This window comes from Cyclobacterium lianum, from assembly GCF_900143075.1.
Classification (GTDB): domain Bacteria; phylum Bacteroidota; class Bacteroidia; order Cytophagales; family Cyclobacteriaceae; genus Cyclobacterium; species Cyclobacterium lianum.
The window spans coordinates 417,505-434,612 of sequence record NZ_FRCY01000005.1; the positions used below are offsets into that span (position 1 = coordinate 417,505).

Sequence of the window (17,108 nt, forward strand, 5' to 3'; positions counted from 1 at the left end):
ACATCACTCAATCCATCTGACAATATGCAAAATTCTATCAAGCCACCCTCAAGAGGGCAGTGGGGATCTTCATTTGGTTTTATAATGGCGGCGGGAGGCTCTGCTGTAGGCCTGGGTAATATCTGGCGGTTTCCCTACATCACCGGCCAAAATGGAGGAGGTGCGTTTGTATTTGTGTATGTACTTTGTGTGTTGCTGATCGGCCTTCCTCTACTGCTCAATGAAATTGCATTGGGTAGAAAATCAGGTAGAAATCCGGTGGGTGCCATCAAGGAAACCGGCGGAAGTGGATTTTGGCAAACAGCCGGAGTCCTGTGCGTCCTGGTATGTTTTGCCGTGTTGAGTTATTATTCAGTCATCGCAGGCTGGACCATTGGCTACATTTTTACCGAATTGATCAACATACCTGTGGATTTTGAGGACTTCGTACAGACTCCGCTATACGTGATTCCTCTGTGCATGCTTTTCATACTGATGACCATTAGCGTGGTCTTAGGGGGCATCTCAGGTGGTATTGAGAAGGCAGCAAAATTTCTAATGCCCGTGTTGTTCCTGATCATCATTCTTATTGCTGCCAGGTCTGTCACCTTGCCCGGAGCAGGAGCGGGAATAGAATATTACCTCTCCCCGGATTTTACCAAAATCAATGGCAAGGTGATTCTTTCTGCGCTCGGCCAGGCCTTTTTCAGTCTTAGCGTTGGGTGGGGTCTGATGATCACCTTCGGCTCGTACCTGCCCAAAACCAATAATGTCATTCAATCGTCCGGGTGGATAGCCGGAATGGACAGTATGGTAGCCTTAATGGGGGGACTGATGATTTTCCCGGCCTTGTTTGCGTTACTCCCCGGCGTGAGCCCTGATGAAGGTCCGGCGTTGGTATTCAACGTACTTCCGAGGGTTTTTGATCAAATCGAACCCTTTGGCAATATTATCGGTGGCATGTTCTTCTTGTTGTTGCTGGTGGCCGCTCTCACATCCAGCATTTCCATGCTGGAAGTACCCGTCGCTTATTTCATTGACGAGAGAAAATGGTCCAGAAAAAAAGCGGCCTGGACTATAGGTATCGCTGCCATGTTTCTCAGTATTCCCTCTTCCCTGGCTGCGGTGAAGGGCAATTTCTTTAATCAGCTCGGCTTTAACTTCTTTGGCCGGCAAATAGCCGGATTCTTTGATTTGATGGACTTCTTCTTTGGCACGCTGGCCATTGTGATCATTTGCCTGATGCTTAGTCTCTACACGGGTTGGGTAAAAAATGTTAAGGAATATGCCAGCGAATTGGCTATGGGAGCCGTTTCCTTTGATGGTTTCCCAAAAAAGGCCTGGGTATTTTTCATCAAATGGATATGCCCCATCGTGATCACGCTCGTACTGTTAAATATGATCGGGGTATTTGGCGAACCCGGAGAAGGTGGGTAATCGCCTCCTGCCTTGATCGCCACAAAAAATGGCAAGCGTTTTCAAACGCTTGCCATTTTTTATGAAAGTATCTGTTGAAAAGTGCCCTCTACCAGGATCGCGGATAATCGATGGTATTGTTGTCATCTTCGCTTTCCGAAGGTTGGTTTTGCGTTCTTTTCTGCGTTTGCGATATGGGCTTTACGGGGACCTCCCTGCTTTTCCGGGTAGCAGATCGGTCTTCCAACATTGAATATAGCTCCTCTCTACTCACAGAATTGATTTTACTTGATTTGGACGCTTCTTCTACTTCCATGCTTTTAAGTACCTGGATACCGCTATTGATCTGCGCACCCTTGTGGATGAAGATGGAGCTGGTCTTGATATTACCCGAAACCCTGGCATTGGCATAGATGGTCGTCTCTCCCTTGATATACAGGTCCCCGACCACTTCTCCGCTGATACTGATTTCCTCGGCAATTATATCACCGGTAATAGAGGCCTTCTCTCCCACTACCACTCTTTTGTCCGTCCGGATACTACCCACCAGGATGCCGTCTGCCCGAATATCACTCTTAGAGATAATGTCTCCCGTAAGTTCAAATCCAAGTGACAATACCGTCACCTTTCCTACATTTGGCTCGTCGTTTTGTTGCTTATTGGATCCAAATTTCATACGCTTATTCTTCTTTTTCCTGCTTGAAAGTTGTGAGGATGGTGGAACTGTTGCCCAGGTCTAAACCTACCGCCTTGTCTTTTGCTCCACCTCCGATGGCCAGACTATTGTAACAATAGCCGATAGATGCCATTTGTTCTGGTGCTTCCGGCACATGAACGTTCAGCAATCCATCAAATTCTTCCTTAAATAAATTGACCAATTCCGCATAATTCGCTCCTCCTCCGGCGAGATACAAATCAGCTGATTTGGCAAAATCGCGGTCAGAAAAGGCTTTTCTTATGGAAGGAGAAATCACATCATTGTAATACTGGGTGATCACCTGCTTGCGCAGTTCCCTTAAGTCCAAACGCTTTCGGTTCAGAATAATTGTTCCTTCACTAAAATATTGATCAATTTGGTGCTCTGTCTTCAGGTCCAGATAATTGTCCTTCTGGAGCTCCCTGGTGATCAGGTTGATGGCATACCGCAATCCGAAGGTAGAGACGCTGGACCTTTGCACAAGTCCTCCTTCTGTGCTCAGAATGGCTTCCATGGTACCATAGCCCAGGCTTATCATGAAGAAATTCTTCGGAGCATCAGTATACATTTGCCTTACGGCCATGCTGCAGCCGACCACTTCAGGTATCACGGCAACCCTGTCAACTTCAACAGCCATTTTTTTCCTTCCACCCCCACCAAAAGTCTGGGTGTCATATTCTATGATGTGCTCATTTTCTAACAGTCGGTAGGCATTTTCCTTAAATACCTGAAAGGTAGAAAAAGGAAAACCGGTGGTCACTGTGATCGGACTTCCCAATTTCTGCGAAGCCAAAAGAAGGCCGGCTTTTAAAAAAATCCGGTAGTCGATCTCTTCTGGTGAACTATTGATATTTCTATGCGGGGAAGTTCCTTCAGACAGCGCCAGATCCCCCACCAAATACCCAATATTATCATGATAAATTTTAAGTCCTGAAACCAAATCTTTCGCTACATTCCTGAGTTCAAGATTACTACTTTCCAATACACTGGGGTACTTTATTACTTCTATCATGGAATTTTTATTTGCTTTTATCTTTTATAAAACAATTTACCAAGTCCTTTTCAAATACGAAATTAAAAATTGTACAGACCTACGGAAATTAATCAACCTCACAACAGGCGCAGGGGTGTTCCTACAAACTTAATTATTTTTACCAATATATTAAGGCAGCAAGTGATTAACCTTCTGTTTGGAGACAAATTAAAGCAACCTTTGCGAAATAACAAGCTACTCCGGCAAGTTTATGCCCATAATTTTGTATTTGATGTAAAATCGGTCAATTTTGTATCCTATTACCAGAAATTGGCGTTACCATTTTGGTTTCCTCGTTGATCCTATGCTGATCGATTTCCATTGTCGCCTCAAAAACTAAAAGGATTCCCCATGACAAAGGTGCTCAAAATCAATATTATCTTGTTTGTATTGCTAATGCCCCTGGGCAAAGGGCTGGCTCAGGAATTTTCGATAGGCCCTAAAATTGGCGTATCTCAGGGTAATATTGCCGTCAACGGAACCAACTTCAGCAAAGGCAACGAAAAATTGGGCTACCATGCAGGTTTATTTGCGAGGTTGGGTGGCAACCGTATATATATTCAACCGGAGGTTCTCTATACCAGCACCGGAGGTGAATTTCAAAATGTTCAGGGAAACAACTCGGTAACCTATTCGGCCAGCTTCGACAGGCTAGATGTCCCGCTGATGGGCGGTTTTAAGATTGCCCGGTTTTTCAGGGTGCAGGCAGGCCCTGTCGCTACCTTTATCATCGACAGCGCGATCGACGCGGGTAGTGCCCCCGGCAGTACGGACCCGGACTACAATACGGCCACGCTGGCCTACCAGGCGGGAATAGGCGTAGATATAGCCAACATGATATTGGATTTCAAATACGAAGGCGCCCTGGGCAAACATGCAGAAGCGATTGCGGGATTTCCTACAGACCAGCGGCAAAACCAACTGATGGTTTCATTGGGCATTCGCTTATTTTGAACAGCATAGCAAGCAAGCTAGCAGAGCTTTGCTTTGCCCACCTGATCCAATGACCGCCTCGGCTTTTGGTTCAGGCTTTTGAAATGACTTGGTGTAATTCCGGCAACTTTTTTGAATTGGCTGGAAAAATGCTGTACGCTACTATACCCCAGAGACCAGGCGATTTCGCTGATATTCATAGATCCGTAACTCATCCACTCTTTCGCCTTCTCAATCTTGAGGCCGATAAAATATTGTTCTATTGACAGGCCCTGCTCCCTACTGAAAAGATTACTTAACCTGCTGTAAGGAAGCCCGGTTTTTTGGCTCAGCAGAGAGGAAAGCGATACCTCTCCATACACCTTGTCTCCCTCCAGCAGCGTTATCAGCTCAAGCTTCACTTTCTCTACCCACATCGCTTCACGGGATTTGGATAACGAAAACCCCATATCGACAAGCTTCGCCTCAAAATCTCTCAAAAATGATTGCTCCGGCTCAGTCTCAAAGCAAACTTCACCAAGTTCTACCTTTTCAAACTGAACGTCCATCGAATCGAGCAGGTTTGTGACAGCCATGATACACCTTGGGCATACCATATTCCTAATACCGACCTTATGCATGAACTGTTAACAAGCGAGGAAAGGAATAAATTTCAAAATGTCAAAAAATCAAAAGTATTTGGAGCTTGGGTCAACTGATGTGGACCATTTGGTCAGGTGCTTCGAAGTAATACAATATCAAAAAAAGGCAGCGCCGTAAACCTTCCTGATTGAAAAAAAAAAAAATAGGCTCCCGGTTGGAAGCCTACTTGAATTATTAGTGGCTGAATTTACTTTACAATGCTGAAATATAATTTCCAAATCCATTTTTATCGGAAACTTTGAAAGAGATATTTTCCAGCGTACCGATTTTTTCGAATTTAAACTTTTTCCCAAAGGTATCTCCTACTATAGGCTCTTCAAAAACCAATTTTCCGTTGTCGAAGATCTCCAGCTTCTTTTCTGAACCGTCCAGGTTCTTCAAAATGAAGGCCAGTGTTTTGTTGTCCAATACCTGCACCTTTGCAAAGTAGGACTTCTCCACACTTTTAGGTCCCAGATAAACATCAAAATCTTCCAGTTTACCTGACTCAGCAGTGAATACCTCTATCTGATAGTTGCCAAGATCCAGCTTATTGAGGTCATAATTTTTAAAAAAAACCTTTTCTGCTTCAATGACATCCCTGAAAATCACCCTGTTGTCTTCATTTTTGAATGCCACCGTAATCCTCCCCTCGGGTATACCCATGTACTTCAATTGAAACTTGTTCTGACCTACCTTTTCCAGAGTTACGATAGGATTTTCTTCCGGAGCTGTAGCGAAAACCGATGTGCTCAACGATAAAACGAGTAATGATGCAATAATTAATCTCATGGTAATAAATTTTAAAGGTTTAGAAAGTAGTAAAACCTCTTCCCGGGTGTTTCCCGAAAAATTTTCGTTTGAGGCTAATTATTTTGGGCGGGTAATTGATTCACTTACGTAAGTATGACACAAATGTAACTGAGAGGATTTTACATTGCAAATATATCAATGAAAATATGTTTAAATTAACTATTAATTAACATTAATAGTTAAATATTATGTATTCCGAAATGAAGAAGTAGTGATTTAAGCGGACAAAAAACAGGAAACAGGGTGATTTTTTCACTCTAAATACAGAATTCAACAAAATAAAATTTTTTTTAACGGTAAAAAATACCCGAAAATAGAATAATATTAAAATAAAAGAGAAAACCGGATCTTATTTAATCTAAACCACTGATTTTGAATTTATAAAAAACATTATACGCCCTTTCTGCCTCTGGTTCGAGATTATCATTCACATAAATAAATCCATTTTCGTCTGCAAAATCCAATGCACCATGCACTGGTAGTCCATCCAATACCCCAATTTGTTCGCCCTTTTCCACCAAAAGATAATAAGGCTTGATATATGCTTTTGAGGCCGCTTTAAATTCGGGAGAATTGTAATACTGGCCTGAACCTGATCGGAGCTGTGCCATGATATCTTCCGGATTAAACAGATTCTGCTCCTGACCGATAAGCATGCCTCTTCCTGCTTTAATGTACCCCCTGAAAAATATGCGGTGCGTATAGATAGACATGGCAAAGATATCTGTATGAATCGGGGGCAAAAGCTTTGTTTTTTTGCCTTCGCTATTGTACACATGGTACCCATTAAACAGACCTTGCGCCACCCATTGGTCCTTATCCAAAAAACTATAACCCAGGGCCCCGTTTGAACCCAAACCATCAGGTCCCTCATGCAACAAGTCATACACCTGTAAAATCTCTCCCGTTTCGGAAACCAGGTAGGGCTTCCTGCTTTTGGTCCCCCTCATGAGGAAAACCTGTTCCTTCTCCAGGTAGTCATCCATGGCCAGAACTTCCAGTTCGTCCACCACTATACTATCTGCCAGCTCTAAATTTAATTTTTGCAAGGGCCCGGCATCGCCGGTTTGCCTGTCGCAGGATAAAGCGCCAAATCCAGCAAGCACCAGGAAGATTTGACATAAAGGCTTTTTCAACATATAAAAAGGTAAGCTATTGAATACACTAATTAACCGGCCGATCCCTTTTCCATAGAAAGACAGGTAAGGCCAAAAATACGCCAACCATACTAAACAATAGACCTCCGATGGTACCGATGGCCAGGGAAAACCAAAAAATCTCATTTTGCCCTTCCATTACAAAAGGTATCAATCCAAAACAAGTGGACATTACGGTCAGCAATATCGGCGTAGCTTTACCTGCCACGGCCTTAAGCACATTTCTGTTATAAATTCCCCTGGTCCGGTTGTTCAGGTCATTGACAATAAAAATCGCTGCATTTACCGCCAATCCTCCCAGCATCACAAAGGCAGCATAGCCTCCCTGGTCGAAATAAAAGTCAAATACCGAGAAGATCAGGAACAAGCCTATGAAGGAGATTGGAATGATAAAAATAATAAAGAGCGGCTGCTTGAAATTCTCAAACAATATGGAACAAATAAAGAAAATGCCCAGTACCAGCACCAATAACAAGCCGTATTGTCTCTTGGCCTGTTCATAGTTCCAACTATAGGTCTGCCGGCTGGCAGAATAGCCAATAGGCATACTTGCTTTCATCTCTTCCAACACTTCGTCCAGGTATTCTCCGCCAAATTTAGCTGAACCCATATAATCAAAGGAGACCAACCGGATGTATTGCCGGTCCTCCTTATGCAGGGCATTGGTAGTGGTTTCTTTTCGTAGAGAACCGAATCCTGACACTTTAAAGATCCTGTCTTCGCCGGAGATGAGGCTGCTGTTTTCCAAATCGAACCTGGAAAACCGCTCTGAGTGTTCTTCCCTAACCACCAGGCCATACTGCTCCGCTGCTACCTCCAGGTATAGCGAGGGTTGTTCATGACGCGACATGTCGTTAAGGGCATTTACCAACTCATACTGATTGGCGCCGGCCATTGCGAGCAGCTGCTGATCGAGCCGCAAAACGTATTCCTCTGTTTTCTGCTCACCATAGCTCAGCCGTTCGTTTGTGTTCACTTCCTGAATACGCCGATGTGCCAACAGTTTCTCTGCCAGTATTTCCGCCTGTTTTTCCAACTCAGTAAAATTGTATCCTCGCAGTTCGGCCCTAAAGGAGGGAATGCCCTCTCCTCCCGGACCGGTGTAAAACCCCTGCCCTACTCCATATATATTCCAGCGTACACCACTCCAGTCTGTAGACTTCATCGCCAGCTTGCCCTTCAGGCTATAGGGAAGCGAGGAGGTTTCGTAGGCTTCCTTGAAGGTGATTTCAATCCGTGCATTCTGGCCGGAATTGACCGTCGTTACAAATTTGTCGATGCCTTCTACCCCTTTCAGGTATTCTTCAAATTCACGGATGATAAAATCCATCTGATCAAGGGTATTGCCAAATGGCAAACTGGCATTGACATACAGACGGGTGCGTTCGGCCTCCCTGTAGGCCGATTTTTCAAATACCCCGCGGACAAACATCCTGAGTGTCCCCCCCAGTGCCTTATCCACATAGGGGCGGATCTCCTCCTGATATACCGTGCTACCCACCGTTTTGTTGTACCATTCCTTGTCATCCCATTTTGCGGGGAGGTAAAAAACCGGCAAACCGAATAAAAGCAGCAAAACTGCTACAAAAGCTTTTCTGTAACGGGCAAAAAATGAAATACTGCGCCCATATCCATTGAAAGCCTTTACCCGCTTTCTCAGCCTGCCGACAGAAAGCCGCCTTCCCCTGCTCCGGCTATTCCCAAAAAGCAAGTCATAAACAGCCGGAGTAAACAACAATGCCACCAGCAGGGAGTTGGCCAGCATTACCGCCACGACTATAGAAAATTCACCCAAATTTTTGCGGTCCTCCTCTGGCAACAAAAACACCATCAGCAAGGCCACGATGGTGGTGAGGGACGCTGCCAGTAGTGCCAGAAAGACCTTTCTGTTTTTGTGCTTGTGCAAATGGTCTATCATGATGATGGCATTGTCTACAATCAAGCCAAACGAGATCGTCAGGCCTGCCAGTGAATACAAGTGTATATCAACTTCAAGCAGATACAGAATAATGGCGGTAAGGCTGACATTTACCAGTATCCCCAAAAACAAAGTAAGCAAATAGCGCCAATTTCTGTTGATCAGAAAAATAAACACGATCAGAATCAATATAGACAGCCCTGATCGCTGGTAAATCTTTTGGAGTTCCTTTTCCAGAAAGGATGTATTGTCAAATTCCAACCTTACATCCATACCCTCCGGCAAAAGGGATTCGGCGGCATTTAAATTATCCTTGATTTGCTGGGCCAGTAATACCTTATTAACTCCCTCCCGGCTGAAAATGGTCAGGTTAACGGAATTGTTTCCATTGATCCGGTAGTACCGCTGCGGTGCCGCTTCTTCCATGGTTAGCCTGGCCACGTCTTTCAGGAATACCTCCTTTCCATTGATCCTGCCGATAAGCAGGTTTTCCAGAGTCTCCAGCGACTGCAGGGAACGGTCAATTTCAAGAAAAAGGGTCTCTCCCGATACATTCATGGCCAGTCCCGGATAGTTTTTCCCGAAGGAATTCCTCAGTTTGTTTTCCAAAAACGACCTGGATAGCTGGAATGCCTGTAGTTTTTTGATGTCGTAAGTTACATACAGGTAAAGTTCATTAGCCCCCCTGACCTCCATTTCATCAATTTCTTCAATGCGGTTTAAAGAGGCCACCAAAACATCTTCGGTGATTTTCTTTATTTCAAATGAGGCGAATGGTCCGTTGATGCTATAGGTAAGAATAGGACTTTTTTCCTGTATATTCCTCTGCGAGGACTGGGTGATAATCGGATAGCTGACCTTACTGTCCATAGAGGGGTACACCTGCCGGACCAGCGCCGCCACTTCAAACTTCTTGTATTCCATATCGGTCTGTTTGTCAAACCGGAGCTGAATGGAGCCCTGATCATAATTGGAAACTGAGGTGGTTTTCTTCAGCCCTGAGAGTTGGGACAATACTCCTTCCAATGGAGCGGTGGCAAGTTTTTCCACCAATTCCGGAGAGGCACTTCTTACCGAAAAGCTGATATTCAAAACCGGTTCCTTTTCCCTTGGATTAAGATCAACCGAAAGCTCCGGAAGCAATGCGAAACCAATAATAGAGACGACAAAAAAGGCGATGACCAGACGAAATGGTGTCATGTTTAAAGGGTTAAATATGTAGTATCGACCTCATGCAGAATTGGATATTTTATTGAATCTCATAGAAATAAAAGGCCACATGGTCCAATTCTTCTTCCACTTTTGGAAATCATGCATGAGATACGCTGAACCTTCCGCTTTGATGTCCAGTATACTGAGCCTGCCAAGATAATTGACCACCAGGCTGTCGGTAAGCACAAAGCGGGGTTCGAAGTCGCTGGTTAATGGCTCTCCCTTTTGGCTTCCGGTACAGCCAATGTTACCGCTTACCACCACACCAAGAAACGCAAGGTGACGAATACTTTTGGCAAGAATATTCAACATTCAGACACTTAGTTAATTGTAATTCCAGTACCCATTAAAACTAAATAAATAATTTCTAAATCAAAAATATTTTGCAACTTTTAACCTGAATTAAAAAAAGGGCAGCCATCCCTTCCGGATCGCTGCCCTTTAATATTTTCGGGAATGTCCTTACTTCCCGCTATTTTGCATAGTTCACAGACCGCATTTCACGGATCACCGTAATTTTTATTTGTCCGGGATATTGCATTTCCTTTTCGATTTTTTGAGATATTTCAAAAGAGAGGCGACCTGCAGTCGTATCGTCCACATTATCCGCATCTACCAAAACGCGCAATTCTCTACCGGCCTGCATGGCGAAGCATTTGTTGACCCCGTCAAAACTAAGGGCAAGGTCTTCCAGATCCTTGAGCCGCTTGATATAGCTGTCCATGATCTCCCTTCTGGCGCCGGGTCTGGATCCAGAGATGGCATCACAAGCCTGCACGATAGGCGAAAGCATAGAAGTCATCTCTATTTCATCGTGGTGGGCCCCTATGGCATTGATGACCTCAGGGTGTTCCTTATACTTCTTGGCCAGCTCCATTCCTAAAATGGCATGCGGCAATTCGGCTTCTTCCGGATATACTTTTCCGATATCATGAAGCAATCCTGCCCGTTTGGCCAGCTTGGCATTGATACCCATTTCTGCTGCCATGGTAGCACAAAGCTTGGCTACCTCTCTGGAATGCTGTAGCAGGTTTTGTCCGTACGAGGAGCGAAAACGCATCCTGCCTACCATTTTGATCAATTCGGGATGCAACCCATGGATCCCAAGATCAATACAGGTTCTTTCGCCAATTTCGATAATCTCCTCATCGATATTTTTTTCTGTCTTGGCCACCACTTCCTCGATGCGGGCGGGATGAATCCTGCCGTCCTGAACCAGACGGTGCAGGGACAAGCGTGCTACCTCTCTTCTGACCGGGTCAAAACCAGAAATAATGATCGCTTCCGGCGTGTCATCCACGACAATTTCTATACCTGTAGCCGCTTCCAGTGCCCGGATATTTCTACCCTCCCTACCTATAATTTTTCCTTTGACATCATCGCTTTCGATATTGAATACAGAGACACAATTTTCTATGGCGTGCTCCGTGGCGGTGCGCTGAATGGTATCGAGCACAATCTTCTTGGCCTGTTTGGTTGCACTCAACTTGGCCTGATCCAGAATGTCTTTGATATGTGAAGAAGCTTTGGTAGCGGCCTCATCCTTGAGCATTTCTATCAACTGATCCCTGGCCTCTTCACGTGTAAGCAATGCCACTTTCTCCAGGTCAGTAATACGCTGTTGGGTCACTTTGTCCAATTCTTCTTTCCGGACCTGCACGGCATGCAGCTGAGCATTCAAGTTCTCCTTTCTGCTGTCCAGCTCGGCTTCTTTGCGCTTGAGCTGCTCCATCTCCTTGGACAATACCTGTTCCCTCTGCTTGAGTTTGTTTTCATTGGTAATCAGAATATTCTTCTTCTTCCCTACCTCATCTTCAAACTCGGATTTAAGCCGCAGGTATTTTTCTTTGGCTTCGAGTATCTTGTCCTTTTTAAGCCCTTCAGCAGTTATTTCCGCTTCTCTGACAATGCTCTTAGCCTTTTCCCTGGCTTCAGCTTCTACTTTTTTACTGTTGTTCTTGATAAACAATCCCGCCAGGAGCGCCCCCAGCAGCAAGCCGACAACGCCTGATAAAATAATGTATATTGGAATTCCCATAGATATATTTGAGTTTATCTACCGGAAAAAACAGGAAACTGCTGTGAAGAAAAAAGCTGCTATAAACTCATTAAAGTAGGGCTTCGAGACGCTGGTTGACCTGCAGGATGGCTTCTTTGACCTGTTCGCTGCCTTCTGCATGATCCTCATCCAATTCCATGGACTCTACCATGCAATCAAAGGCTACCATGGCCAGCAGATCCTGCCGGTCCTCCAATCCAAACTCTTCCCTGTACTTTTTAATTTTATCGTTAATTAATTTCCCCACCCGTCTGATTCTGGCCTCCTCATCGGCCTTCACTTTCATAGGATATTCTCTATCTCCTATTTTTATTCTGATTGAAAGTGTATCCATATTATTCAGACAGGTAAGCAATAATTTTGTCGATTTCTTTTATATAGTCATCAATTCTTCCCTTCAATTCAGCAGATGCTCTATTTTCTACCGGTATGTTTCTTACAATTTTACTAATTTTAATTTGATTTTTAAAATCATCCAATATTTCTTCCTGATCCGAAAGCTTTTTTTTGTAATCCAAAAGTTGATTTTTAAGGGCAGTATTTTCCTGTTCAAGCCTGCTGACCTTATGTTCAACCTGCTCAGATAGCCGTTCCAACCTTTGAAGTTCATCAAAAACCCTCATCCTATTTTCTGATCAGCGCTCCGGTATTTTTTTCAAATGCAGCCATCAGCCTACCCATCGTTTTGTCTATCACCTTGTCCGTAAGGGTCTGCCGATCGTCCTGCAGATAAAAACTCAGGGCATAGGCCTTTTTTCCTGTGTCCACTTTGTCTCCTCTGTAAACATCAAAAACATGGATCCTTTTCAACAATTTGCCGCCTGCCTTTAAGGCCAATTGTCGCAATTGATCGAATGTGACTGTCCGGTCAATGACCAGGGAAAGATCTCTTCTCACTTCCGGAAACTTTGAGATTTCCTGAAATTTTTCCTGGCTCCTGGCAAGTTTGCCAAGTGTATTCCAGTTTAGTTCCGCAAAATAAACCTCCTGTTTCACCTCCGCCAATTTGCATGTCGACCCATCCAGCAATCCAATCTTTCCAATTTCCTCCTGGCCTATTTTCAATGCAAGGCCAAAGGAAAACGGTGCTTCTTCCAGCAGATCTACTTCAGGCTGCCGGATATTTAATTTGGTCAAAAGGGCTTCCACCACTGCATACAGCTCAGGAAAACCATTTGGCTTTACTGCCTCTATCCAGTTTTCCTGCCTGGCATTGCCGGTAAGGAGGAGTGATAACTTTTTTGCCTCTCTGTATTCTCCATTGCTTTGAGAGTAAACGGATCCAAACTCAAATAATTTCAGATCTTTTTGCCTTCGATTGATATTGTGAGCCAGAACTTCCAGACCGGTAAACAATAAATCTTGTCGCAAGACCCCCAGATCTTCACTCAGTTTGTTCAGGATGACCACATCCTGCGCTGCATCGATATGCGGAGATTTTCCCGAATAGCTGGATTTGGTAAGTGAATTGGTAATGATCTCGCTGTACCCCATTCCCGCCAACATTTCCGAAACCCTGTATTGCAATTTGTTCAGGTCCTTCTCCGGATGTTCGGCCAGAAAATCAGACTGATAGTTTTCCGCCAGAGGTATGGCGTCAAATCCATAGATCCGTAATATTTCTTCGATAACATCGGCTTCCCGGGTCACATCTACCCGATAGGGCTTGACCAGCGCCACAAATCCTTCTTCCGATTCCTGGGTAAGCAATATATCCAGCGATTCCAGAATCTGCTTGATTTCCTTCCTGTCAATGACCTTGCCGATTAGCCTGTCGACGTTACTGTACCGTACCGGAACCTGAAAATCAGCCACCTCTTCCGGATAAATATCGGTGATCTCCGAGCTGATCTCTCCACCGGCCAACTCTTTGATCAACAGGGCTGCTCTCTTGAGCGCGAATACCGGCATGTTTGGGTCTGTCCCCCGCTCAAACCGAAAGGAAGCGTCGGTTTTTATACCGTGGTGCTGTGCGCCCTTACGAATAATATCTGCTCCAAAACAGGCACTTTCCAGAAATATGGAGTGGGTAGAATCGCTCACTCCAGAGTCCAGACCACCCAGGATGCCTGCAATACACAAACCTTCATCCCGGTCGCAGATCATCAACTCATCTCCGGTGAGCGTTCTTTCCTTGCCGTCTAAGGTGACAAATTTCGTACCTGCAGCCAGCTTTTTTACCTGTATTTCATTCCCCTTTATAATTCCGGCATCAAAGGCATGTAAAGGCTGTCCCAGATCATGCAAAATAAAATTGGTCACATCCACCACATTATTGATGGGCTCCAGGTCCAGCGCTTTGAGGTAATCCTGAAGCCATCCGGGAGAGGGCCCCACTTTCAGACCACTGATAGTCAACCCGGCATAGCGCGGACAGTCTTGGGTATCGGCCACAGTTACCTGAATTTTCAGCGTTTGATTATCAGGTTTAAAGTCACTGAGGTCCGGCAAGACCAATGGCTTGTGCAACAGGGCTTTCAGGTCCCGGGCTACACCCAAATGGGAAGCAGCGTCTGCCCGGTTTGGCGTAAGCCCGATTTCCAGCACATCGGTAGTGTGGAGCTCAAACAAGTCAGCCGCCGGGCTGCCATTGGGCAGATCGGTTTCCAATATCATGATCCCAGCATGTCCTGTTCCCAGGCCCAATTCATCTTCAGCACATATCATTCCCATCGAAACCTCGCCCCTGATTTTTGCTTTTTTGATTTCAAAAGCAGTACCATCCTTTGGATACAAAGTCGTTCCCACCCTGGCTACCGGTACTTTCTGTCCCTGAGCCACATTGGGCGCACCGCACACGATGGGCACTATTTCTGATCCGATGTCTACTTTTGTCAGGCTGAGTTTGTCGGCATTGGGGTGCGGTTCACAACTGATCACTTCACCAACGACCACCCCCCTAAGGCTGCCTTTCACCGATTCGAAAGTCGCCACTCCTTCCACTTCCAGACCTGATGCAGTCAGTAAATCGGATATTTCCTCTGTAGATTGCTCAAATGGAATAAAATCTTTAAGGCGGTTGATCGAAATTTTCATTTTTTTGGATTTGACTAAAATACAAATTTACGATAATTGACCTCTACTGAAAGGTTATTTATCGTAATTTTTCTCTCCTGCCCGGATGGCTATATCGAGGATATTTTCCCGGGGAGGGATGGGGCAGGCAAAATCCGGATTATACGCACAGTAAGGGTTAAAGGCCAGATTGAAATCAATGGTGATAGAAGACTGGCCATCCTGCCTCAGATTTAAATAACGGCCTCCGCCATAGGTTTCATCGCCACTGGTTTCGTCGGCAAAAGCCAGAAAAAAGTTTCTCCTGTCCGTTTCATCCTCCGCCTGCAGCAACAGTAACTTCAGCCCCTTGCCCCTCAAATCAAATTCTGCGTAAGAATGGCGGATGTACCTTTCCAGGGAACCGTCTGTCATGGGGATTTCGAGTATCCGCCTGTTTTCCACCGGCACAAGTCTTGCTCTTACCTTGTATTCGGGATCTATGGGATAAAAATCAAGAGAGTCCAGTTCATCTTTTTGCTCCTCCTCCAGGGGCGAGTCAAGATTGTACTTCAAAAATTTAAATTGCCGCTCTCTTTCTGCTGTTATGCTTTCCTGATACAGCTCGGGATCTGTTGTTCCGGTAAACGTATATATGAGGGAAATGCCGACAACCAGGCCCACCAGGACCATAAATATGCTTTTTTTACTCATCATGTATCAAATCATGCCTTCATCTGCAAAGCTAAAATAGCCAACATCTGTGAAAATAACATGATCTAATACAGGAAGGTCCAGATTTTGACCTACAAGGCACAGTTTTTTGGTCAGGCTGATGTCCGCATTAGAAGGCTTGAGGGATCCTGAGGGATGGTTATGAACCAAAATAATGGCATTAGCCAGGTATTCCATACCATATTTGAAAATCAATTTGGGATCAGCTATGGTGGCAGAGGTACCCCCCTGACTGATCAATTGCTTCTTGATGACCAGATTACTGCGGTTCAGGAATAAAGCATAAAAAAATTCGACGGTCTCGTCCTGCAGTTCCTGCCGCATCAATCGGTACACATCTGCAGAAGAACTGATTTTGGTTTTCTGCCTGGGCTCGGTCATCTTTCTCCTTCTCCCAAGTTCCAGGGCGCTGACAATACTGATGGCCTTTGCCTCTCCTATCCCTTTAAATTTTCTGAGGTCATTTACAGAGAGTCTGGCCAATTGGCTGAGGTCATTGCCCACACTCTGCAGAATGTGTCTTGCCAGATCTACAGCACTCAGGTATCTCGTGCCCGACCCGATCAAAATTGCAATTAGTTCGGCATCCGTCAAATGAGTTTTCCCCCTAAGCAATAATTTTTCTCTGGGTCTGTCTTCCTCCGCCAATGCAGCGATGCGTATAGAACGATAATCTTCCATGGTAAAAAAAATATGGCTGAAAACTTTCGCTTTGGCAAACCCAATCTGCCCGCTAATTCTATCGAAAAACCCATGGTTTGACCGAAGTCTTCACTAAAAGTATAAAAAAATCGACAATAAAAAAACCCTGTTCGGCGAACAGGGTTCTGATTATTCTTACAAACAGGTAGCCAACTTATGACAGGCTGTTGACAAACCTGGTCAGTTTTGACTTTTTATTGGCTGCATTGTTCCTGTGGATCACATTTTTCTTGGCCAGCCTGTCGATCATGGAAGTCACCTGCTTCAACAGCTCCTGCGCCTCGGTCTTGTCCTCCGTGTTTTTCAATCTTTTGATAAAGGTCCGGGTAGTTTTGGCCTGGTACCTGTTCCTCAACCTCTTGGCTTCATTTGCACGAATTCTCTTTAAAGCCGATTTGTGATTTGCCATATGTGTTTATGATTAACTTTTTTCGTATTCTTTTAAGGATTGCAAATTTAACTGTTTAATTTCTAATTGCAAAAAATTTAATCAAAATAGCGCATCATTACCAGACCTTTCTGATATCAAATAGGCCGGCATTGACCCGGACCTGATTGAATGCTGTGTTATCATTAGCGCCTGATCATGCTCTCAACAGCACCTATCGGGTATCGACTTTGACCATGCAAACAGGCTTTTCGCTTCCGATCCACCGATATCGGCAGGAACAAATACAGAAGTGTCGTGTACCTGGGCTGGCACATAATCAAATGTACTGTTTTTTTGGTATATTCAGTTCCCTATGTAGTATTCAGACCGCCCATTGTCGCAAGAAAATGTTGAAATCATTATCCTTTGCGGATTTGGGAATTTCTTTCAAAAATCCTTAAATTAATGG

At 44.7% G+C, this 17,108-nt stretch carries 16 protein-coding genes; 2 read left to right on the plus strand and 14 right to left on the minus strand.

The window, feature by feature from the left end; genetic code table 11:
- The first annotated feature begins 24 nt into the window (after positions 1 to 24).
- Positions 25 to 1,416 carry a sodium-dependent transporter gene (locus BUB19_RS10950; RefSeq protein WP_073094568.1) on the plus strand — a complete coding sequence of 464 codons (1,392 nt, stop codon included), beginning with the start codon at positions 25 to 27 and terminating at the stop codon, positions 1,414 to 1,416.
- A gap of 88 nt (positions 1,417 to 1,504) precedes the next feature.
- On the opposite strand, the gene BUB19_RS10955 is transcribed toward BUB19_RS10950, so the two are convergent.
- The gene (locus BUB19_RS10955) at positions 1,505 to 2,071 is read right to left on the minus strand and encodes a bactofilin family protein (RefSeq protein ID WP_073094569.1); all 567 of its coding nucleotides are present in this window, start codon (positions 2,069 to 2,071) and stop codon (positions 1,505 to 1,507) included.
- Positions 2,072 to 2,075: 4 nt separating this feature from the next.
- A complete protein-coding gene (locus tag BUB19_RS10960) occupies positions 2,076 to 3,125 on the minus strand; it encodes a ParM/StbA family protein (RefSeq protein WP_317041585.1) in 1,050 nt (349 codons plus the stop codon).
- Between the two features lie 360 nt (positions 3,126 to 3,485).
- Between BUB19_RS10960 and BUB19_RS10965 the strand changes: the two genes are divergently transcribed.
- On the plus strand, positions 3,486 to 4,079 hold the full coding sequence (locus BUB19_RS10965) for a porin family protein (protein ID WP_449390448.1): 594 nt from the start codon (positions 3,486 to 3,488) through the stop codon (positions 4,077 to 4,079).
- Positions 4,080 to 4,096: 17 nt separating this feature from the next.
- Here BUB19_RS10965 and BUB19_RS10970 read toward each other — a convergent pair whose 3' ends face one another.
- From BUB19_RS10970 to rpsT, 12 genes are all read right to left on the minus strand, one after another.
- Positions 4,097 to 4,633: a helix-turn-helix domain-containing protein gene (locus tag BUB19_RS10970; protein ID WP_178371479.1), complete on the minus strand. Its 537-nt coding sequence runs from the start codon at positions 4,631 to 4,633 to the stop codon at positions 4,097 to 4,099.
- 259 nt (positions 4,634 to 4,892) lie between these two features.
- Complete coding sequence (locus BUB19_RS10975) at positions 4,893 to 5,471, minus strand: hypothetical protein (RefSeq protein ID WP_073094573.1); 579 nt, start codon at positions 5,469 to 5,471, stop codon at positions 4,893 to 4,895.
- A 374-nt stretch (positions 5,472 to 5,845) separates the two neighbouring features.
- Positions 5,846 to 6,598 (minus strand): hypothetical protein, encoded by a 753-nt coding sequence (locus BUB19_RS10980; protein ID WP_143156006.1) that lies wholly within the window; start codon positions 6,596 to 6,598, stop codon positions 5,846 to 5,848.
- A 58-nt stretch (positions 6,599 to 6,656) separates the two neighbouring features.
- On the minus strand, positions 6,657 to 9,767 hold the full coding sequence (locus tag BUB19_RS10985; protein ID WP_073094575.1) for an efflux RND transporter permease subunit: 3,111 nt from the start codon (positions 9,765 to 9,767) through the stop codon (positions 6,657 to 6,659).
- A 30-nt stretch (positions 9,768 to 9,797) separates the two neighbouring features.
- Complete coding sequence (locus BUB19_RS10990; RefSeq protein WP_073094576.1) at positions 9,798 to 10,091, minus strand: hypothetical protein; 294 nt, start codon at positions 10,089 to 10,091, stop codon at positions 9,798 to 9,800.
- Positions 10,092 to 10,251: 160 nt separating this feature from the next.
- On the minus strand, positions 10,252 to 11,817 hold the full coding sequence (gene rny / locus BUB19_RS10995) for a ribonuclease Y (protein ID WP_073094577.1): 1,566 nt from the start codon (positions 11,815 to 11,817) through the stop codon (positions 10,252 to 10,254).
- A gap of 70 nt (positions 11,818 to 11,887) precedes the next feature.
- The gene (locus BUB19_RS11000; protein WP_073094578.1) at positions 11,888 to 12,172 is read right to left on the minus strand and encodes a cell division protein ZapA; all 285 of its coding nucleotides are present in this window, start codon (positions 12,170 to 12,172) and stop codon (positions 11,888 to 11,890) included.
- Between the two features lies 1 nt (position 12,173).
- Positions 12,174 to 12,461: a hypothetical protein gene (locus BUB19_RS11005; RefSeq protein WP_073094579.1), complete on the minus strand. Its 288-nt coding sequence runs from the start codon at positions 12,459 to 12,461 to the stop codon at positions 12,174 to 12,176.
- 1 nt (position 12,462) lies between these two features.
- Positions 12,463 to 14,874, minus strand: a complete 2,412-nt coding sequence (gene pheT, locus BUB19_RS11010) for a phenylalanine--tRNA ligase subunit beta (protein ID WP_073094580.1) — start codon at positions 14,872 to 14,874, stop codon at positions 12,463 to 12,465.
- A gap of 54 nt (positions 14,875 to 14,928) precedes the next feature.
- Positions 14,929 to 15,546 (minus strand): DUF1684 domain-containing protein, encoded by a 618-nt coding sequence (locus BUB19_RS11015; protein WP_073094581.1) that lies wholly within the window; start codon positions 15,544 to 15,546, stop codon positions 14,929 to 14,931.
- Positions 15,547 to 15,552: 6 nt separating this feature from the next.
- Positions 15,553 to 16,248, minus strand: coding sequence for a RadC family protein (radC, locus tag BUB19_RS11020; protein WP_073094582.1), 696 nt, complete (start codon positions 16,246 to 16,248; stop codon positions 15,553 to 15,555).
- Positions 16,249 to 16,423: 175 nt separating this feature from the next.
- Positions 16,424 to 16,678: a 30S ribosomal protein S20 gene (gene rpsT / locus BUB19_RS11025; protein WP_073094583.1), complete on the minus strand. Its 255-nt coding sequence runs from the start codon at positions 16,676 to 16,678 to the stop codon at positions 16,424 to 16,426.
- Positions 16,679 to 17,108 lie beyond the last annotated feature (430 nt).